The organism is Mesorhizobium sp. ORM8.1, assembly GCF_053005525.2.
Genome location: NZ_CM132600.1, coordinates 4,560,385 through 4,579,691 on the forward strand (window position 1 = coordinate 4,560,385; position 19,307 = coordinate 4,579,691).

The 19,307-nt window shown below is 63.1% G+C and carries 15 protein-coding genes and 2 pseudogenes; 6 read left to right on the forward strand and 11 right to left on the reverse strand.

Annotation, left to right across the window (positions count from 1 at the left end; translation table 11 throughout):
• Positions 1–51 precede the first annotated feature (51 nt).
• Together ACVDG8_RS22965 and ACVDG8_RS22970 are read left to right on the forward strand one after the other, a co-directional pair.
• Entirely contained in the window at positions 52–1,128 is a 1,077-nt protein-coding gene (locus ACVDG8_RS22965) for an extracellular solute-binding protein (protein ID WP_447256752.1), read from the forward strand.
• Positions 1,125–2,423, forward strand: a complete 1,299-nt coding sequence (locus ACVDG8_RS22970) for a flavin monoamine oxidase family protein (protein WP_447256753.1) — start codon at positions 1,125–1,127, stop codon at positions 2,421–2,423. Before ACVDG8_RS22965 ends, ACVDG8_RS22970 begins: the two co-directional genes overlap by 4 nt.
• Here ACVDG8_RS22970 and ACVDG8_RS22975 read toward each other — a convergent pair.
• The 3 genes from ACVDG8_RS22975 to ACVDG8_RS22985 are packed head-to-tail and all read right to left on the reverse strand — an operon-like array spanning position 2,387 to position 5,233.
• Complete coding sequence (locus ACVDG8_RS22975; RefSeq protein WP_455707227.1) at positions 2,387–3,460, reverse strand: ABC transporter ATP-binding protein; 1,074 nt, start codon at positions 3,458–3,460, stop codon at positions 2,387–2,389. The two genes, ACVDG8_RS22970 and ACVDG8_RS22975, sit on opposite strands and share 37 nt — an antisense overlap.
• Before the next feature lie 37 nt (positions 3,461–3,497).
• Complete coding sequence (locus ACVDG8_RS22980) at positions 3,498–4,319, reverse strand: ABC transporter permease (protein ID WP_447256755.1); 822 nt, start codon at positions 4,317–4,319, stop codon at positions 3,498–3,500.
• Positions 4,316–5,233 carry an ABC transporter permease gene (locus ACVDG8_RS22985; protein WP_447256756.1) on the reverse strand — a complete coding sequence of 306 codons (918 nt, stop codon included), beginning with the start codon at positions 5,231–5,233 and terminating at the stop codon, positions 4,316–4,318. The genes ACVDG8_RS22980 and ACVDG8_RS22985 overlap by 4 nt, the downstream gene beginning before the upstream one ends.
• A 292-nt stretch (positions 5,234–5,525) precedes the next feature.
• Here ACVDG8_RS22985 and ACVDG8_RS22990 point away from each other — a divergent pair, with 292 nt between their 5' ends.
• Positions 5,526–6,944 carry an aminotransferase gene (locus ACVDG8_RS22990; RefSeq protein ID WP_447256757.1) on the forward strand — a complete coding sequence of 473 codons (1,419 nt, stop codon included), beginning with the start codon at positions 5,526–5,528 and terminating at the stop codon, positions 6,942–6,944.
• Positions 6,945–7,202: 258 nt separating this feature from the next.
• On the opposite strand, the gene ACVDG8_RS22995 is transcribed toward ACVDG8_RS22990, so the two are convergent.
• Entirely contained in the window at positions 7,203–8,405 is a 1,203-nt protein-coding gene (locus ACVDG8_RS22995; RefSeq protein WP_447256758.1) for an aromatic ring-hydroxylating oxygenase subunit alpha, read from the reverse strand.
• A gap of 27 nt (positions 8,406–8,432) precedes the next feature.
• Positions 8,433–8,810 carry a hypothetical protein gene (locus ACVDG8_RS23000; RefSeq protein WP_447256759.1) on the reverse strand — a complete coding sequence of 126 codons (378 nt, stop codon included), beginning with the start codon at positions 8,808–8,810 and terminating at the stop codon, positions 8,433–8,435.
• 70 nt (positions 8,811–8,880) lie between these two features.
• Between ACVDG8_RS23000 and ACVDG8_RS23005 the strand changes: the two genes are divergently transcribed.
• Positions 8,881–9,291 carry a hypothetical protein gene (locus ACVDG8_RS23005; RefSeq protein ID WP_447256760.1) on the forward strand — a complete coding sequence of 137 codons (411 nt, stop codon included), beginning with the start codon at positions 8,881–8,883 and terminating at the stop codon, positions 9,289–9,291.
• A gap of 309 nt (positions 9,292–9,600) precedes the next feature.
• Here the strand turns inward: ACVDG8_RS23005 and ACVDG8_RS23010 are convergent, their stop codons facing one another.
• A complete protein-coding gene (locus ACVDG8_RS23010; RefSeq protein WP_447256761.1) occupies positions 9,601–11,691 on the reverse strand; it encodes an ATP-binding protein in 2,091 nt (696 codons plus the stop codon).
• A 34-nt stretch (positions 11,692–11,725) separates the two neighbouring features.
• Positions 11,726–12,500: pseudogene (locus tag ACVDG8_RS23015) on the reverse strand (response regulator transcription factor).
• Positions 12,501–12,545: 45 nt separating this feature from the next.
• Here ACVDG8_RS23015 and ACVDG8_RS23020 point away from each other — a divergent pair.
• Positions 12,546–13,246 (forward strand): annotated as a pseudogene (locus tag ACVDG8_RS23020) (response regulator transcription factor).
• A gap of 79 nt (positions 13,247–13,325) precedes the next feature.
• On the opposite strand, the gene ACVDG8_RS23025 reads toward ACVDG8_RS23020, so the two are convergent.
• Both ACVDG8_RS23025 and ACVDG8_RS23030 read right to left on the reverse strand, forming a co-directional pair.
• Positions 13,326–13,493, reverse strand: coding sequence for a hypothetical protein (locus ACVDG8_RS23025; protein WP_447256764.1), 168 nt, complete (start codon positions 13,491–13,493; stop codon positions 13,326–13,328).
• Positions 13,490–14,176: a hypothetical protein gene (locus tag ACVDG8_RS23030; protein ID WP_455707228.1), complete on the reverse strand. Its 687-nt coding sequence runs from the start codon at positions 14,174–14,176 to the stop codon at positions 13,490–13,492. The genes ACVDG8_RS23025 and ACVDG8_RS23030 overlap by 4 nt, the downstream gene beginning before the upstream one ends.
• A gap of 100 nt (positions 14,177–14,276) precedes the next feature.
• Here ACVDG8_RS23030 and ACVDG8_RS23035 point away from each other — a divergent pair, with 100 nt between their 5' ends.
• Positions 14,277–14,729 carry a L,D-transpeptidase gene (locus ACVDG8_RS23035; RefSeq protein WP_447256766.1) on the forward strand — a complete coding sequence of 151 codons (453 nt, stop codon included), beginning with the start codon at positions 14,277–14,279 and terminating at the stop codon, positions 14,727–14,729.
• 182 nt (positions 14,730–14,911) lie between these two features.
• Here ACVDG8_RS23035 and ACVDG8_RS23040 read toward each other — a convergent pair whose 3' ends face one another.
• Both ACVDG8_RS23040 and ACVDG8_RS23045 read right to left on the reverse strand, forming a co-directional pair.
• Positions 14,912–17,995 (reverse strand): efflux RND transporter permease subunit, encoded by a 3,084-nt coding sequence (locus ACVDG8_RS23040; RefSeq protein ID WP_447256767.1) that lies wholly within the window; start codon positions 17,993–17,995, stop codon positions 14,912–14,914.
• Positions 17,992–19,284: an efflux RND transporter periplasmic adaptor subunit gene (locus ACVDG8_RS23045; protein WP_447256768.1), complete on the reverse strand. Its 1,293-nt coding sequence runs from the start codon at positions 19,282–19,284 to the stop codon at positions 17,992–17,994. Before ACVDG8_RS23045 ends, ACVDG8_RS23040 begins: the two co-directional genes overlap by 4 nt.
• Between the last annotated feature and the right edge of the window lie 23 nt (positions 19,285–19,307).

Sequence of the window (19,307 nt, forward strand, 5' to 3'; positions counted from 1 at the left end):
AATTCTCCTAACTTCCTTCGCAATGTCTGCGACGGGGGGAATTCTCGCGCCATGAAATCCACGCTTTGCCGTTTAGCCCTTGCCGCTGCCGTTATCCTCGGCGCCGGCACTGCCCACATGTTCGCCGAGGGCGGTGGCGATCTCGTCGTCTTCGACTGGTCGGGTTACGAGGATCCGCTTTTGCACCCCGCCTACGCCGCCAAGTACGGCGCCGAACCGACCTTCGCCTTCTTCGGCGACGAGGACGAGGCTTTTGAGAAGATGCGTGCCGGCTTCAAGGCCGATATCGCGCATCCCTGTTCGCAGAGCGTGGTGAAATGGCGCGAGGCCGGCATGCTGCAGCCGCTCGATACCAGCCGCATTACCGGCTGGAAGGATCTCAATCCGGGCATCATGGCGATGAAGGATCTCGCCGCCACCGCCGACGGCAAGGCCTGGTTCATGCCGTTCGACTGGGGCAACACCTCGCTGCTCTATCGCACCGACAAGGTCACCAGGGACGAGGCGCAGTCGCTGAAGATCTTCGCCGATCCGAAATTCAAGGGCCGCGTTACCATCGGCGACAATGTCGACGACGCCTATGCGCTGGCGAGCCTGGTCGTTGGTCTGAAGGACTGGACCAAGATGACGGACGAGCAATTCAGAGAGGCCTCCGCCTTCGTGCGCGAGGTGCACAAGAACGTGCGCTTCTACTGGACCGACGACACCGACCTCAACCAGGCCTTCACCGGCAATGAGGTCGATCTAGTCTGGGGTTGGAACGAGACCTATGTGACGCTCAAAGGCCAGGGCATGCCGATCGAGATGAACCGCGACACCAGGGAAGGCATCTCGACCTGGGTATGCGGCTATGTGCTGATGAAGGATGCGCCGGGCAAGGCCGACCAGGCCTATGATTTCCTCAACGCCGTCAACGCGCCGGGCGTGTCGGACTATATGGTCAAGACCTTTGGTTACGGCCATGGCAATGCCGCCGGCATGGCGGCGCTCGATCACAAGGTGCTGGTCGACCGCGGCTTCGACAATCTCGACAAGTTCCTCGACAAGACGCTGTTCCAGCAACCGGTGGCGCCAGACCTCAAGAAACGGATGATCGCCGAATTCGAGAAGATCAAGGCCGGGTATTGAGCAGCAAGATAGACAAAACCGACGTTGCAATCGTCGGCGCCGGCTTCACCGGCCTGTCCGCCGCGCTTGAATTGCAGCGCGTCGGTATCGATTTCGTGCTGCTCGAAGCGCGCGACCGGGTCGGCGGCAGGGTCGAGGCTGTCCGCAACGGCCTTGGCGAACGCATCGACAGCGGCGGCCAGTTCCTGTGCGTGGACATGCCCGAAGTGATGGCGCTGGCCAAAGCCCACGGCAAGGCGTTCGTCGAGACTTATATCGACGGCGAGTTCATCACCCATCCGCAGATGACGCCGGCGCGGGCAGAACACACCTATCATGCCTCGATGGCGATCCGCGAGCGCATGAACAGGATCGATCCGGACGATCCCGCAATTGCCGGACTGACCGTCGCGGCGTGGCTGGAACGCCTGCATGATGCAGCCGATGCCAAAGCTGCTTTCCGCTCGCTCGTCGAAGGGCTCTGGTGCCTAGCCGCCGACAAGGTGCCGCTCTGGTACCTGATCGACAATGACCGCCGCATCACCAACGAGGTGTTCGAATTGCAGTATTTCCTGCGCGACACCATGCAGTCATTGGCCGAGGACCTGGCCGGAGAGCTCGGCGGCCGGCTGCGGCTGGACGAAGCGGCAACGCGGATCGAACATGGACCGCAAGGCGTTCGTATCACAACGACGGCAGGTATCGTCGAAGCGCGGGAGGTCCTGGTCGCGCTACCGCCGGCGACCGCGGCGAAGATTGCCTTCGCGCCTGCCTTGCCCGGTGCGCTGGCCAAGGCGCTGGCCGTCTGGGAAAGCGGCGCGGTGATCAAGATCCTGGTGCGCTACGCCAAGCCATTCTGGCGTGCGCGGGACCTCAGCGGCATGGTGATGTGGCGCGATCTGCCCGGGCTGTTTGTCTGCGATGCCAGCAAGGACATTGACCATGCCGCGGTCATCGTCTTCGTCGGCGGACCCCTGGCGCTGCGCTGGCACGCACTCGGCGAGCCGGCATTGCAGGCGGAAGTGACGGCAAGGCTCGTGGACGCGTTCGGCCCCGAAGCAGGCGACGTGCTCGATTTCAATTCCCGCGACTGGACGCATGACCGCTGGAGCGGCGGCGCCTATAGCGATCTCATTGTCGATGTGACGGCGCGCTATGCCGAGCGCACCATCCTCGACGGTGCGCCGCCGATCCATTTTGCGGCGTCGGAAGTGTCGCCGTCCTTCCCGGGCTATGTCGAAGGCGCTATCGTTGCCGGGCGCATCGCGGCGAAAAAGATTCAGTCGGCCATCGCGACCAGCGCTTCGGGGTCGTAGCCGAGACGGATCGACGTGCCTACCGGAATGTCGTCGGCGCCGAAATCATTGGTCTCGGTCACCGAAAGCGGTTTTTCCAGCCCGGGTATTTCAACGATCAGATGGGTGATCTCGCCGAAATAGTGGCGTTCGACCACCTTGCCGGCGACTTCGAACTTCGCCGTCGCGTTGTCCCATAAGACGCGCAGGCGTTCCGGGCGGATGCCGAGCGTGGCAGCAGCGCCATTGCGCACGAAGGCCTGCGGCTTGTCGGCCTTGACGCGGCCGAAGCCCAGCGTGTCGAGCACCAGCGAGGCGCCGTTCTCCTCGACGATCTGCGCCTTGACGAAGTTCATGCCGCCAAGGAAGTCGGCCACCTGGCGATTGACGGGGCGCTGGTAGATTTCCTTCGGCGAGGCGACCTGCGCGATGCGGCCGCCGAACATCACCGCGATGCGGTCCGACATCGCCAGCGCCTCATACTGGTCGTGCGTGACCAGCACGAAGGTGATGCCGACCGCCTGCTGCAGGCGGCGCAGTTCGACCTGCATCTGCTCGCGCAGCTTCTTGTCGAGCGCCGAGAGCGGTTCGTCGAGCAGCAGCACCTTGGGGCGCATGACCAGGGCGCGAGCGAGCGCCACACGCTGGCGCTGGCCGCCGGAGAGCTCGGTGGCGCGGCGCTTGCCGAGGCCGGTCAGCGAGACCTGCGCCAACGCTTCCTCGACCCTGCGCTTTTCCTCGCCGTTTTGCAGCTTCAGGCGCTTCAGCCCATAGGCGACATTCTGTTCGACATTGAGATGCGGGAAGATCGCGTAGCTCTGGAAGACCATGTTGGTCGGACGGCGATTGGCGAGGATGCCGTCCATCGCCTGGCCGCCGACAAGGATGGAGCCGCTGGTCGGATTGTCGAAGCCGGCGATCATGCGCAGCAGCGTGGTCTTGCCGCAACCGGATGGGCCGAGCAGCGAGAAGAACTCGCCCTCGCGGATGCTGAGCGTGGCATTGTCCAGCGCCTTGAACGAGCCGTAGCTGCGCGTCACGTCGCGGATTTCAATCATTGTACGTTCGGATTGGGCGCGATCGGATTGAACCCGCTCAAGCATAGAGGCCTCCCTCACTCTGGGTGCGTCTGGCCGCGCGGCGGCGCAGGATTTCGGCAATTGTCATCAACACGAAGGACGCAATGAGCAGTAAGGTGCCGAGCGCCAGCACGCCGGGCAGCTTGGCCGCAAAGCGCAGCTGACCCCAGATGTAGATCGGCAGCGTCGCCTCCGTGCCAGTGAGGAAGAAGGCGATGATGAACTCGTCGAGCGAGATGGTGAAGCAGACGAGCAGGCTGGAGATGATGGCCGGCGCGACCATCGGCAGCGTCACGCGCCGGAAGGTGCCGAAGGCGCTCTCGCCGAGGTCGGCGGAGGCCTCCTCGAGGCTGCGGTCGAACCCTTCGAAGCCGGAGGTCAGCACCGTCATCGAATAGGGAATGCAGACCAGCACATGGCCGAGCACGACAGTGAAAAGCGACAAGCTCAGGCCCAGCTGCAGCATGACCAGCAGCATCGAGATGGCGACGATCACCTCGGGCAGCACCAGCGGCGCCATGATCAGCCCGTGGATGGAGCGGCGGCCGGGATAGCGGTAGCGGGTGATCGAACGGGCGGCGAGAATGCCAAGCACCGTCGACAGGATCGAGGCGGAAGCGCCGACGATCAAGCTGTTCCAGGCGGCGTCGAGGAGTGCTGGTGTGCGCGGCAAATCCTCGTACCAGTGAAGGGTGACGCCGGAGAGCGGGAATTTCGGCGTCGCTGCCGTGTTTATCGAGAAGATCGGCAGGAAGATAACCGGCAGATAGAGGAAGATGAGGTACAGGACGGCGTAGGTCGACAGCCAGCCGGGCAGGAAACGTCTGATCGCCGTCATCGCGCCAGCCTCTGCAGGGCGCGCATGACCAGCACCGTGGCGCCGGCCATCAGCGAGACGATGAACATGGTGGTGACGGAAAGCGCCGCGCCCAGCGGCCAATTGGAGGCCTTGCCGAATTGCGCCTGGATGGCGTTGGCGATCATGACACCGTCCTTGCCGCCGACCAGCTTGGGCGTGACATAGTCGCCGACGGTCGGGATCATCACGATCAGTGCCGCCGAGATCACGCCGGGCGCCGACAGCGGCAGGGTCACGCGCAGGAAGGAGCGCAGCGGCCCGTCGCCGAGATCTGTCGCCGCCTCGACCAGCGAGCGGTCGACCTTCTCCAGCGAAACGAAGATCGGCAGGATGGCGAAGGTCGCCCAGGCATGGGTCAGCGTGATGATGACCGCGGTGGAATTATAGAGCAGCGCCGTCGACGGCTCGTCGATGACGCCGAGGCCCATCAGCCCTGAATTCAAGACGCCGTTGTAGCCGAGGATCACCTTCCACGACATGACGCGCAGCAGATAGCTGGTCCAGAACGGGATGGTGATCAGGAACAGCCACAGGCTCTTGTGGCGTCCGCCATGGAAGGAAATGAAATAGGCGATCGGATAGGCGAGGACCACGGTGAGCAGGCTGACCGTCAGCGAGATGTAGAGCGAACGCCACAGCAGGTCGCGGTAGATCGGCTCAGTCAGCGCGATCCGGTAATTCTCCAGCGTGAATGTGTGGTCGATGGTGAGATAGTCCTGCGTCCAGAAGGAATGGGCGATGACGACCAGGATCGGCAGGACAAGAAGAATGAGGGCGTAGACGAAGGTGGGACTGATCAGGGCAAAGCCTTGCACGGCTTCCGATTGCAGAAGGGGACTTCGTCTGGCTCCCGCTGCATGCAACGGGGGCGACCCTTCCGCGGCCGCCGTCATTGCAGCGCTCCGGGCGTGATTTCAGTTGCTGGCTTGGATTGTCCCGCCATGCGGTCTTCCCATTGGCTCGCGCCGGCTGCCTGTTCCCAATTTATGCATGGAGCGCGATCGCTCCCTGGCTTGCCGGCTTTCTTTCATCATGAGCGCATCCGCCGATTGAAATCAAGCGCTATTTCTGCGATATTGATTGAACGAACATTCAAAATGAAGTGAACAAAGGCCGGATTTCATGGGTCTTCGGCTTCATTTGAAGTTCAGGGAAAATCCCGAAACCCGATGACACGAGGCGAAGATGGCGGCTCAAAGCAAGATCAAGGCAGGCGAAATCCTCGAACCCGGCGATGCCGACGCGGTCGAGCTCGCCAAGCGCCATCTCGTCCAGCCCTGGCCCTATGCCGGTTCTGTCGGCGACGAGGCGCGAGCGCTGATCGGCGAGGGCGACGGCATCTATATCACCGACGCTTCCGGCAAGCGGCTGATCGACGGGCCGGCCGGCATGTGGTGCATCAATGTCGGCCATCGCCGTGAGGAATTGGCCAAGGTCATGTACGACCAGGCGATGGCGCTTTCCTACAACACGCCCTGGTACACGATGAATGCGCCGTCGGCCGAGCTTGCGAAACGCATCGCCGATGCCGCTCCGGGCGACCTCAGCCACACCTTCTTCACCACCGGCGGCTCGTCGGCGGTGGAGACGGCGCTCCGCTTCATGCAGTTCTACAACAATGTGCGTGGACGGCCGGAGAAGAAGCTGATCCTCAGCCGCGGCGGCGCCTATCACGGCTCGACCTATCTGTCAGCCTCGCTCAATGGCCGGCCGCGCGACCGCGACTGGATGGACGGCGCCGACGAGCTGGTGGTCAAGCTGTCCTCGCCCGATCCGTTCCGGCGCCCAAAAGGCATGAGCATCGAGGCCTTCACCGATTTCCTGGTCGATCAGTTCCGCGACACCGTCGCGCGCGTCGGCGCCGACCGGATCGGCGCCTTTGTCGGCGAGCCGGTACAGGCGTCCGGCGGCGTCATCGTGCCGCCGGACGGCTATCTGAAGCGCATCCGCGAGATCTGCCGCGAGAACGATATCCTCTATGTCTCGGACGAGGTGGTCACCGGCTTCGGGCGGCTAGGCCACGTCTTTGCCTCGGGCGATGTGTTCGGCATCGACCCGGACATGATCACCTTCGCCAAGGGCGTCACCTCGGGCTATTTCCCGCTCGGCGGCGCCATCATCTCGGAGCGGCTCTTGAAAGAGCTGCGCCGTTCCAACCATCCAGACGCGCTTTTCGGTCATGGCCTGACCTACACTAGCCACCCGATCGGCTGCGCGGTGGCGTTGAAGAATCTCGATCTTCTGGAAGAGAGCGTGCTTCAGCACACCCGCGAGATCGCGCCTTATTTCCAGGCGCAGTTGAAGACGCTGGAAGAACTGCCGCTGGTCGGCGAAGTGCGTGGCGTCGGACTGATGGGTTGCGTCGAATGCGTCGCCGATCGCGAAAGCAAGGATCCGCTGCAGCTCGACAAGGACGTCGGCAAGCGCATCGATGCGCATTGCCATGAGCTCGGCCTGCTGGTGCGGCCGTTGATCAATATGTGCGTGATGTCGCCGCCATTGATCATCAGCCGCGAGCAGGTCGACGACATGGTGGCGATCCTGCGCGAAGGCATTTCGCGGACGATGGACGATCTGAGGAAAGAGGGGGTCTGGCGGGGGTGATTAGCTCTTTCCTTCTCCCCGTTTCACGGGGAGAAGGTGCCCAACGGGCGGATGAGGGGCTGCGCTGACATTGGCGGTTGGCCGTGCATTCGTAACTCATCCGTTTGAGGCGATAACCTCACCGGTCTCCGCTACGGCGGCTTCAGTCAGGAGATAGTCTTCTGAGGTTGACAGCAAGCCAATCGCGAGGCGCTGGCGCTGCCCCTCATCCGCCCTTCGGGCACCTTCTCCCCGTAGAACGGGGAGAAGGAAGAAACCTTACCCTCTCGACCGCAGCGCGTCGTTCAGGCCCCACATGTCCTTCTCCTCGGGCGCCGTCTCCAGGTTCAGCACCGGGAGCTGCTTGCGCAGATGGTCATGGTGGCTGCGCACGCCATATTCGAGGTCGGAAAGGTAAAAGCCCTCGAAGGCTTCCGACAGCATGGATTCGTTCGACCACACCGAAAGTTGGACGTCCTCGTTCATCGTGTCGCGGTCGATGCGGTAGGCGAGGTAGCGCGCCGCCGCTTGCTCCCTGGTCTCGTCCTTGTAGCGATAGACCGCGCCGCGCAGCAGCGTCTCGCCGGTCGATAGCGGGAACTCCTGATAGAACTGCACCGATTCCGGCATGATCGACAGCGCGTTGTTGGGGAAGATGCCGTAATAGATCCAGGCCTTGCGCAGGTGCTCCGGCAGGTGCGAGGCGTCGGGCGCGTGCTTGATATATTCGCGCACGCTCCAGCGTCGGCCGGCATGCGGATTGTAGCTGGCGAAGGATCGCGACACGCCGTTGATGAAGGGCTCGTCGAAATAGGTCGCGCCATAGAGGTCCTGCAGCGCCGGGTGCGCCATGGCGACGTGATAGCCTTCATTGTCGACGTCGCGCACCGATTTCCAGTTGACCGGCGACTTCTGGATCCAGATGCCCCAGGACGGCACCATGTCGGCGATGTTGTAGTGCGCCATCTCGGCCTCGATCGGCTTCAGCAGCTCGGCCACCGACGGCTGCGGGCCGCCTTTGCGGAAACGGATGAAGATGAAGCCCATCCAGATTTCGAGGTCGAGCGGCATCAGGCCGAACTCGGTCTTGTCGAGATCGGGGAAGGAGCGCGGACGGGCCGCACCGCGCAACGTGCCGTCGAGATTGTAGACCCAGCCGTGGAACGGGCAGACAAGCGCGTTCTTGCAGGTGCCCCGGCTGTCGGCGACGACGCGGCTGCCGCGGTGACGGCACATATTGTTGAAAGCGCGCACGACGCCGTCCTTGCCGCGCACGATCAGCGCACGCTCGCCGACGACGTCCATGGTCAGATAGTCGCCGGGATTGGGCACGTCGCAGACGTGGCCGGCGATCTGCCAATGATTGCGGAAGACGTATTCCTTCTCGAGCTCGAGCAGGGCGTCGGAATGATAACTCCACCCCGGCAAACCCCGCCGGTCCCAATCATTCGGGATCGCCACGTCACGGAGGTGCGGGTTCATGGGAGTGCTCTTCTTTTTGTTGAATGATCATTCAATAAAAGCATATTTCATATTGAAATGCAATGGCTTGTGGAAATGCGGAAAATCGTAGGCGGTAAATTGGAAGCCGCCCGGACCGGGAAAATCACGGAAAATCCGGGTCTTAATCGAGGACGCAAAACAGCGATTCTGGTACCGAAAACGCGCCTGCAACGAGGTTGAGTTCTCAGCAACCCAAGTGCCGGAAGCGGTGTCCGCGTAGCCGTAATCAATGTGCTGTGTGATGTCGTTTACAGTCGGGCCCGGCGCAACCGGAGCATATGAACCCGATAAACCGGCCTCAATCACGGCAGAATGGCCGCAAGCAGGACGAAAACCACCGCAAAACGGCTGTTTCAATCCTGTTACACGGTTGATCGTACTCAACCATTCGGCTGTTACTTGGCGCGATTAAGTTCGGTTCAAGGGAAAAAGAAAGATAGCGAAGAGAACGGCGATGTTCGCGAAAGTGCAACCCGCTCAGACAAACCAGCGCCCGCACGGGCCCGAACGCAATGATCGCCGGCCGAAGCTGGCACTTCGCCAGCGTGCCAGCGACCATCCGATGGCGATGTTCATGCTGATCGGGGCCAGTGCTTTTGTCGGCATGCTGGTTGCGCCGGCCTCCGGCCCGGCTTTCGCTTCGATCAATCCGCCGGCCAATGTCGTTCAAGGCGCGCCGACGACGCTGAAGACCGCGCGCCTGCCGGAGCCGGAAATCGATTTTGCCTGCAAGGGCCAGAGCTGGGGCGCCGAAAGCGCCGACTGCCTGCGCGTCATTGCCGAGCAGTCCGGCCAGCACAGGGCCCGCGCGGTGCGCATGATCGCCAACGCGGCGCCGCTCACCAACACGCCGAATATTTTTTGACAGTTTTCACGACCTCCCCCGAGCGCGCCTCCTGCGCTCAAGTCAGGCTCCCGCCGCATAGTCGGTCGGGAGCCTCTTTTTCGGACCTGTCGATATTCAGGTGAGGCCGGCCTGCGAACGATGGCTCCCCGCGCTTCCGGCCTTCGCCGGCCGAAGCACTCATGAAGCGGCTGCAGTAGCTAAGGCTACGGCCGGCGTAGGCCGGTACTCGCGTACTTGAATGTACGCTCCGTTCCGGTTCTCGGGAGCCACCGTTCTCGACTCGGCCTGACCTGAATCTCGACAGATCCGTCGTCGGCGATACCGGTTTCAGGATTCTGCTGCGGCATGGTCTGCGATGGCGGAGAGGATGCCGCGGACGTCCAGGGTCGAGAACGGCTTTTCCAGGATCTGCGGGCGCTGCAGCGGCGGCAGCGCCTCGATCTCGGCCTTGGCGCCGATCAAGTCGCCGGTCACCAGCACGAAGCGCTGCGCCAGCGCCGGCCGCTCGGCGAGCAGCTCGCGGTAGACGGACATGCCACTGATGCCCGGCATGCGCAGGTCGGAAAAGACGATGTCCGGCCGCATATGGCCGGTGAGCACGTCGGTCGCCGACGTCCAGCTTGCCACGACGCGCGACTTCAAACCCATCAGTTCCAATATGTCAGAGAGCGAACCCGCCACATCGGGCTCGTCGTCGATGATCAGCGCATGGCGCAGCCCGCTTGAACGCGGCGCGTTTTCGCCAGCCTTGGCGGCGCCGCCGGCAATCGCCGGTAGCTGGACGATGAAGCGCGCGCCATGCGGCAGCACCTCCTCGAACCAGATGTTGCCGTTGTGGCGCTCGACGATCGACTTCGAGATCGACAGGCCGATGCCGGTACCGACGCCGACCGGCTTGGTGGTGAAATAGGATTCGAAAATGCGCGAGCGGATCGTCTCGGGAATGCCTGGACCATTGTCCTCGACCGAGAAACCCGGGTTGCCATGCTCGCCGCGAAAAGTGCGTACCTTGATGCACCGTTCGTCGGTGATCCCGGCAAGCGCATGCTGGCTGTTGATGAGGAAATTCGCCGCGACCTGTGTGACATGGTCGGCATCGGCCATGGCAAGCAGCGGACCGTCGGCGAAATCGGTGTCGATGATGATGCCGCTGGAGCGCGCGCCATAGGCGGTGACCTCCAGCGCTGCCCGCATCACCTGGTTGAGGTCGGTCTCAGCCTGCTCGGTCGGATGCAGGCGCACCATCGATAGGAAGCTCTTGACGATGCGGCCGCAGCGCTCGGCGGCGGCGCGCACCTTTTCTGCACGCACCTTGGTCTGCGGGTCGGGGGCGAATTCGTGCAACAGCGTCGATTGCGCCACCACCACGGCCAGCGGGTTGTTGAGTTCGTGCGAAACCCCGGCGAGCAGCGAGCCCATCGCCGCCATCTTCTCATTCTGGTGCAGCTTCTCGCGTTGGCGGTTGATCTCTTCCTCGGCATGCAGCTTGTCGCGCAGGTCGCGGATCGAGCCGAAGATCAGCCGCCGATCGGCAACGCGCATCTCGGTCGCGGTCAATTCGATCGGAAAGATTTCACCGGCCGCGTTCTGGGTCATCGTCTCAAGCCGGTGGCCGACCATCGGCGCGCCGCGGCCCGACATGTAGTCCGCGCCGGACGTATAACCTTTGCGGTAGTAGACGGGCACCACCGTGTTGAGCAGGTCCTTGCCGAGGATGTCGCTGCGCTTGAAGCCGAACATTTTTTCGGCGGCGGGATTGAACTCGATGATCGAGCCGGCCTCGTCGATGACGAGGATGGCGTCGAGCGAAGCCTGCAGCATGGTGCGACGGATCACCTCGCTGGCATGCGCCTCGGAGGGCGAGCGTTCGATGGCGTCGCCGATGGCCAAGGCGATGATGTGCAGCGTCGCTTCCTCCTCGTCGGTCCATTGGCGCTCGGCGACGCAGTCGTTGACGGCGAGCGTGCCCCACAGATGGCCATGCGTGAAGACCGACACGGACAGGAAGGACTTGATGCTCTGCTTCTCGAAATCGGCCCGCAGGAAACCGTCGAGATCACGCGTGTGGCCGGCGAAAATCTTGCCCTGGCGCTCGTCCTCCTGCAGCCTTTCCAGCAAGGAATCCGAATTGATGATCGACTGCATGATCACCGTCGGCGAGGCCAGCTCACCGCCAAAGCCCGGGTCGATCCAGTAGGAGGCGACGGATTGGGCGAAGCCTTCGCCCGGCAGTTCGCGCAGGCGAAAGAGGATGCCGCGCTGGCAATCCATCTTGCGGCATATGGTTTCCAATATGCCGTCCATCTCGCGCTGCCAGTCGCCGGCTTCACGCAGGCGGCGCACGACATGGACCGCCGCCATGGCGGCGGCGCCCGGGCGCGAGCCCTGCATGTCGGTGCGTGCTGCCTCAGCAGTCATGGTCGGCCGTCCTTCGGAGCCTCGGTCGGCAGGCTCAATTGCTGTCGCTTGTCGGCAGCGAGAAGATATAGCCTTCGCCGCGCACAGTGCGCAGGAATTTCGGATTGGCCGGATCGGCTTCGATCTTCTTCCTCAGCCGCATGATGCGGATGTCGACCGCGCGCGACGATTCGGGGTCTTCCACGAAGCCGATCGCCTCGAAATCGCCGCCCTGGTCAAAAGCCGGTTGGCGCGGGTGAGGAAAACCTCGAGCACGTCGAACTCGCTCTTTGCCATGTCGATGACCGTGCCATTGGCGCCAGTGACCAGGCGGCCGTCGAAATCAGCCTGGAAGCCGCCAAAGTTCATGAAGCGGCGGTCGCCGGTCGCGGCCTTGGCCGCTTGCGGTGCCGTCGCTTGCGGCACGCGGCGCAGCACGCTGCGGACCCGGGCCAGCACCTCGCGCAGTTCATAAGGCTTGACGATGTAGTCGTCGGCGCCGATCTCCAGCCCGACGATGCGGTCGAGTGCGGTGCCCGCCGCCGTGGCGTAGATGATGCCGATCTGCGTTTTTGAGCGCAGCCAGCGGCCGAGCGACAACCCATCCTCGCCGGGCATGGCGATGTCGAGCATGGCGAGGTGGAAGGATTGCGTCTCGAACAGAGTACGCGCCGCCACGGCGTTCTCGGCCATGGTGACGTCATAGCCGCTGGCGCCGAGATACTCGGCCACGGCTTCCTCAGATCCGGCTCGTCCTCGACGACGATGATACGTGTCTTCACGACGCGCTCGCTCCCGCTTTCAGTGGAAAGTAGATTGGGTATAAACATGATGTCCAGCACTCATCTTGAGTTGTCTGTGGCGGGGTGGAGAAAATGGCCGCACGATCCGTCATCGCGCTTGTGTCCGTCGCCGATATGGTGGCGGGCGATCTTGCCGATCATCTCGAACGGCGTGGGCATGACGTGCGCCAGGCGCGCCAGCCCTGGGAGGCCGAGTCTCTGCTTTCGGCCGGCGGCATCGATGTCGTGGTGATCGGCGACGACGTCACCCAGGCGGAGGGGCGCGAACTGCTCAAGCGTTACAGCAGCCAGGGCGCCGGTGGCGAGGGTGGTCCCGATTTCATCCTGATCTGCCGGCCGCGCGATCTCGTCGACAAGGTGCTGGCGCTGGAGCTCGGCGCCGCCGATGTGGTCGAAAGCCCGCTCAACGTGCGCGAGCTTGCCGCGCGCATCGGCGGCCTGATGATGCGACGCGGCAGGGCTGGCGGGGAACTGATCGTGCTGGAGAACGCGACCGTCGATCTGCGGTCGGCCATGGTGATGCATCGCTCCGGGACGGAGGACCAGCTGTCGCCCGGACAGGTGGCGCTGCTCAGGCTGTTCCTGGCCAGTCCGCGCAAGGTGCTGACGCGCGACGACATCATCGCCGCCGCGCCGGCCGAGAACGCCGACGCTTTCGACCGCTCGATCGACTCCGCATCGTGCGGCTGCGCCGCAAGCTCGACACCGAGACCATCATCACCATTCGCGGCGCCGGCTACCGTTTCGATCCGCCGACCCAACGCAACGAGTGAGGTGCGGCCGGCGAGACGATCTTCATCGTTCTTCATCGGATCCTCGGCCTGATTTCCACCTGGATCCGGCGGTTTGTGATCAGCGTGCCACCAGGACCGATGGACCGGATGGCATGTCGGCGCCGATCGCGATCTCGCCGGCATGGGCGCGATCCTTGAGAAGCACCGTCGCCAGCGCGGCAAAGCCGAGCAGACCTTGGGCGTAAAGCAGCGCGGAAAGCACCGAGGCGGCCAATTTCGTCTTCATGTCTTGATCCCCAATCTCAACGAGGGCGTTTCACCGAAACGGCGAAGCGCCCTTTTTCTATTTTCAAGCACACCGGACAGGAGTTGCTTTACTGCTGGCGCTTCAGGAAATCCCCGAAGTGCCCGCGCCGCCCACGGAGCCCCCGCTGCGGCGCGGGCCTTCGGTCCTCTCGGCAGCAAGTAGCCGGAGGCGCCGCGCATTCCCATTGATCGAAGGCCGACCCGCCAGAAGGCCTTCAACCGGGAGACGCGCAGGCTGGAGACGATCCAGACCGTGGCGATGAACAGAGCCATGTGCAGCGTCGAAACCTCGCCGGTCGTCATCGCCGCCAGTGTCGTCACCGGATTGCCGGCCACGGAGCCGGCGCCACCGATTATGATTGCCGCGACGCTGATCCTGAGAACCAGGAGCGAAGGTTCGATATGCTGTCCATTTTCGTTTGCTGTGTCTGTTCCCGTTGCGTCAAATCTGCCGCCCGCCTGTATCCGCTTCATGCCGCGCACGCCGCGCTTTGTTGCAGATTGGTTTCGAAAACTGCATTTTCCCCTTTCATATGAGGGACATGGACTTTCGTTCTCACTCGGAGCGGATTGTGCATCACGCGATCGCCGCGTATCTGGCAAGAGTCCGGGAGGCCTCGGGCGGCTCTTTCGGTTGAATTTATGGAAACAGATTCGAAACATAAACGATCGTTAAGCGAAATAGAGCTGAAACGGATGAGCGAGATAAGGCGACCATCGAAATTGAAGCCGGAACGCACCGGCAGAAAACAGAGGGACCGTCATGAACACCGCCATTTCCAGCAAGCTCATCAATATCACTGCCGCCGCGCTCACTGGTGCGGCACTGCTCATCGGCAGCAATGCCGCCCACGCCAACCAGATCGTCGCCAAGGTTTCGCTGTCGCAGCAGGTCATGCAGGTCACGGTCGACGGCCGGCCGACCTATACGTGGAAGGTGTCGACGGGCGACCGGCGGCACATCACGCCGACCGGGTCGTTCAAGCCGACCCGCATGCATGAGATGTGGTATTCGAAGAAATACGACAATGCGCCGATGCCGCATTCCGTTTTCTTCAGCGGCGGCTATGCGGTGCATGCCACCTACGCCGTCAATCACCTTGGACGGCCTGCTTCGCATGGCTGCGTGCGGCTGCATCCAGATGCGGCGGCCGATTTCTACCAGCTCGTCGAGGCCTTCGGCCCCGCCAACACCAGCATTGTCATCGTCAAGTGACGGTCTGGGTCAAGTAGCAGGCAGGTTGCCGCCTTCGGCAAAGCTTTAGACGACGCAATTCCGGACGGAAAACCGTTACACACTTTTCCTGGAATTGCTTAGCACCGAAGCTGTGAGGGCTACCGCCAACAAAAGAGGCCGGAACGTTCCGGCCTCTTTTGTTTTTCGCTTCGTCGCCTTCTTCAGTCCGGCAGCGCCGGCATCAGCTTCGGATCGGGCTTCTCGGCGAGATGCGGCAGGTCCCTGCTGGCGATGAAGGTGTAGAACATCGGCACGACGAACAGCGTGAACATGGTGCCGACCAGGATGCCGGTGAAGATGACCAGGCCCATCGAGTAGCGCGCCGCGGCGCCCGCGCCGCTGGAAACGATCAGCGGCACGACGCCCAGCGCCATGGCCGCGGTCGTCATCAGGATCGGCCGCAGGCGCACCTTGGCCGAAGCGATGATGGCGTCGCGTCGCCGCATGCCATGGATCTCGCGCTGCTGGTTGGCGAACTCGACCAGCAGAATGCCGTGCTTGGTGATCAGGCCGATCAGCGTGATCAGACCGACCTGGGTGTAGATGTTGAGCGTTCCCAGGCCGATGTTGAGCGGCACGATGGCGCCGAAGATCGACAGCGGCACCGCCATCATGATGATCAGCGGATCGCGGAAGCTCTCGAACTGGGCGGCGAGCACCAGATAGATGACGACGATCGCTGCGGCGAAGGCGATCAGGATCGTGTTGCCCTGTTCCTTTTCCTGCCGCGACTGGCCGGAATAGTCGATGAAGAAGGTGTCAGGAAGCTGCTCCCTGGCGATATCTTCCAGCGCTTTCAGCCCGTCGCCGGTGGTCACGCCGGGTAACGGCAGGGCCGAGATCGTGGCGGAGTTCAGCTGGTTGAACTGCTCGATCGCGGCCGGCGAAGCGTTGGTCGAGATCTTCACCACCGCCGATAGCGGGACCATCTTGCCGTCGACGCTGCGCACGAAATACTCACCGAGCCGCTCGGGATTGTCGCGGAATTCGATCGGCACCTGCGGGATGATGTCGTAGCTGTTGGAATCGCGGTCGAACTGCGCCACCTCGGCGCCGCCGACCAGCAATGTCAGCGTGCCGCCGATGTCGGCGATCGGCAGGTTGAGCGCCGCGGCGCGCTCGCGATCGATGGTCACCGTCACCTGCGGCGCGTCATAGGACATCGAATTCTGCACGACGATGAAGCGGCCGGAGGCCTGAGCCTTGTTCTTGATCTTCTCCGCCTGGTCGAAAACCTCGGAGGGATCGCCGGTCGAGCGCACCACCATGGAGATCGGCAGGCCGCCGCCGGAACCCGGCAGGGTCGGCGGCGCGAAGACGAAAGCCTCGACGCCGGCGACCTTGGCGAGGCGGCCCTGGATATCGGCCTGCAGCTGCTTGGAACTGCGCTTGCGCTCGGACCAGTCCTTGAAGGCGAAGCCGACGAAGGCGCCGTTGGTCGCGCCGCTAAAGGCGACGGCCGAGAACTGCGCCCTGGTTTCGGGAATGTCCTTCACCAGGCCGAGCATCTGGTTGACATAGGTCTCGGTGTAATCCGACGTCGCATAGCGCGGCGCGGTCACGATCGAGAGCAGGAAGCCCTGGTCTTCTTCCGGCGCGAGTTCAGTCGAGGTCTTGGTGAACATGAAGCCGGTCAGAGCGACAAGCGCCACGACGATGATCAGCGTCACCGGGCGATTTCTCAGCGAAGCAGTGACCGCCCGTTCATAGAGATGCTCGACACGCGTGAACGTGCCGTCGACGATGCGTTGGAAGCGGCCCTGCTGGCCGGGCTTCAGCAGGCGCGCCGACATCATCGGTGTGATGGTGATGGCGATAACGCCCGACAGAACAACGGAGCCGGCCAGCGTCACCGCAAATTCGCGGAACAGCGCGCCGGTGAGGCCGCCGGTGAACGCGAGCGGCGCGAACACGGCGGCCAGTGTCACCGTCATGGCGACGATGGCTGTCGCGATCTCGCGCATGCCGTTGAATGCCGCCTGCATCGGCGACATGTGATCCTCTTCCATATGGCGGTGGATGTTCTCCACCACCACGATGGCGTCGTCGACGACAAGGCCGATCGCCAGCACCATGGCGAGCAGCGACAGAAGGTTGATCGAATAGCCGACCGCAAACAACAGGAAGCAGACGCCGATGAGCGACAGCGGGATGGTCACGATCGGCATCAACACCGAACGGAACGAGCCGAGGAACAGAAGGATAACGACGATGACGATGGCGACCGCCTCTGCAATGGTCTTGAACACCTCGTCGATCGAGGCGCTGATCTGCCCGGTCGCGTCGTAGACGACCTCGATCGTCATGCCTTTGGGCAGCGTCTCCTGGATCTGCGGCACGAGCTTGGTGACCGCTGCCGCCGTTGTCAGCGGGTTGGCCGCGGGCGTGGGGAAGATGGCGAGGAAGGTGCCGGGCTTGCCATTGAAGCTCACCCTGGTGTCAGTGTTCGCCGCGGCGAGCTCGACACTTGCCACGTCGCGCAACCGCACCACCTGACCGCCGGTCGAGCGGACCGGCAATTGGGCGAAGGCCTCGGGTGTCTGCAGGGTCGAGCGAACGGTGATTGAGGAGACCACGTATTCGTTCTGGGTGTTGCCAGGCGCCGACAGGAAGTTCGAATTGTTGATCGCGGTCAGCACGTCCGCAGCGGTCGCGCCGCGGGCGGCCAGCCGGATCGGATCGATCCAGACGCGCATCGAATATTCCTGCGCGCCGAAGACCTGGACGTCGGCCACACCTTCAACGGTGGAGATGCGTGGGCGAATGACGCGCTCGATGTACTCGGTGAGCTGCTCCTTCGTCATGTTCGGATTCTGCATCGAGATGTACATCATCGCGAATTGCTGACCGGTGCCCTTGACGATCACCGGGTCCTTGGTGGCTTGGGGCAAGGTGCCGCGCACGCCCTGGACCTTGGACAGCACTTCGGCGAGCGCCACGTCCGGGTTGGAACCGAGCTTCATCTGCACCGTCACGACGCTGGTCGACGGGCGGCTGGACGAGGTGACGTAGTCGATGTTTTCAGTCGAGGCGACGGCGCGCGCGATCGGGGCGGAGATGAAGCCTTGGATCAGGTCGGCGCTGGCGCCCGGATAGGACGTGGTAACGGTGATCGCGGTCTCATCGACCTTCGGATACTGACGGATCGACAGGCCGAAGATGCCCTGGAAACCCAGGAGCAGGATCATACAGGCCAGCACCGTCGACAGGACGGGCCGGCGAATGAAGAGGTCGGAAAAGCTCATTGCTGCTGAACCTGCTTATTCGCCGATTTGCTCGGATCGACGGTGTTGTCGACGGCAACCGACATGCCGTTGAACAGCCGGTTCTGGCCGGCCGTGACCACCTGGTCGCCGTCCTTGAGACCCTGTGTAATCTCGACCATGCCATTGTTGCGTCGGCCAAGCTTCACGAACACCTGCGAGATGACGAGGGCCGGCTGCTGCGCGGCGTCGGCCGGCTTTGCGCCATCGGCGGCCTTGTCGGCTGGCTTTGCCGTCGCGTCGGCGGGCTTGGCGGCATCGGTCGCTGGCTTGGTAGCATCGGTGGCGGGCTTTTCGGCGCCGGCTTTCTGCGCATCCGGTTTTGCCGGCGCCGCCGCGGCGCGCTCAGCGGACTTTGCCGGCTCGACCACGAAGACATAGTCGCCATAGAGGCTCGTCGTCACCGCTGTCTGCGGCACCGAGATGACGTTGTTTTCCTGCGGCAGCTCAACCCGGATCTGCACGAACTGGCCAGGGGTCAGCTTGCCTTCCGGATTGGCGACCTCGCCGCGGATCGAGACCAGCCGGCTCGCCGGATCGATCCTGGGGTCGATGCCGCGAATGGAGCCGGCAAACGACAAGTCCGCCAGGCTGCCGCCGAGCTTGACCGTCTGGCCGATCTTGAGCAGCGGCAATTGCTGCTCGGGAACGGTGAAGTCGACACGCATCGTGTCGAGATCCTGGATGGTCACCACTGAGTTGCCGGGCGCCAGATACTGACCGACATCGATCTTGGGGATACCCACCGTGCCGTTGAAGGGCGCGGACAATTGCTTCTGGTCGAGCACCGCCTGCAGCTTGTTCACCTGCGCGGCCGAAGCGTCCGCCGCAGCCCGCGCCGCGTCAAGCGTGGCGTCGGTGCCGACGCCGCGCCGCTGCAGTTCGATCGCGCGGACGAGTGCTGCCTGATCCGAGGCGGCCTGCGCCTTCTGCGCCACCAGGTCGGCCTTTTCCACGGCATCGTCGAGTTGCACCAGCACCGCGTTGGCGGCAACTTTCTGGTTGGCGTGGAAGAGGATGTCCTTGACGATGCCGCTCGTCTCGAGGGTCAGGTCGACGCCGTGCACCGCATTGACGGTGCCGATCGCCTCGACGCCAGGCGTCCACTGCGAGGGCTTCACGGTCACGGTCGAGACGGTTGCGGCTGGCGGCTTCATGGTCGCGAAAAACTGCTTGATCGCGCTGTCGCGAAACAGGTTGAAGCCGACGATGCCGGCGCACACCAAGACGAGCAACAGCAAGAATCCGGTGATGATGAAAAAGCGTTTCACGGACAGTCCCCTCGAGCCGGCAA

Bases quoted from the DNA above. Each gene is read 5' to 3' on its own strand.
- ACVDG8_RS22965 (WP_447256752.1), top strand. From the start codon at position 52: ATGAAATCCACGCTTTGCCGTTTAGCCCTTGCCGCTGCCGTTATCCTC.
- ACVDG8_RS22975 (WP_455707227.1), bottom strand. From the start codon at position 3,460: ATGATTGAAATCCGCGACGTGACGCGCAGCTACGGCTCGTTCAAGGCG.
- ACVDG8_RS22980 (WP_447256755.1), bottom strand. From the start codon at position 4,319: ATGACGGCGATCAGACGTTTCCTGCCCGGCTGGCTGTCGACCTACGCC.
- ACVDG8_RS22985 (WP_447256756.1), bottom strand. From the start codon at position 5,233: ATGACGGCGGCCGCGGAAGGGTCGCCCCCGTTGCATGCAGCGGGAGCC.
- ACVDG8_RS22990 (WP_447256757.1), top strand. From the start codon at position 5,526: ATGGCGGCTCAAAGCAAGATCAAGGCAGGCGAAATCCTCGAACCCGGC.
- ACVDG8_RS22995 (WP_447256758.1), bottom strand. From the start codon at position 8,405: ATGAACCCGCACCTCCGTGACGTGGCGATCCCGAATGATTGGGACCGG.
- ACVDG8_RS23005 (WP_447256760.1), top strand. From the start codon at position 8,881: ATGTTCGCGAAAGTGCAACCCGCTCAGACAAACCAGCGCCCGCACGGG.
- ACVDG8_RS23010 (WP_447256761.1), bottom strand. From the start codon at position 11,691: ATGACTGCTGAGGCAGCACGCACCGACATGCAGGGCTCGCGCCCGGGC.
- ACVDG8_RS23025 (WP_447256764.1), bottom strand. From the start codon at position 13,493: ATGAAGACGAAATTGGCCGCCTCGGTGCTTTCCGCGCTGCTTTACGCC.
- ACVDG8_RS23030 (WP_455707228.1), bottom strand. From the start codon at position 14,176: ATGTTTCGAATCTGTTTCCATAAATTCAACCGAAAGAGCCGCCCGAGG.
- ACVDG8_RS23035 (WP_447256766.1), top strand. From the start codon at position 14,277: ATGAACACCGCCATTTCCAGCAAGCTCATCAATATCACTGCCGCCGCG.
- ACVDG8_RS23040 (WP_447256767.1), bottom strand. From the start codon at position 17,995: ATGAGCTTTTCCGACCTCTTCATTCGCCGGCCCGTCCTGTCGACGGTG.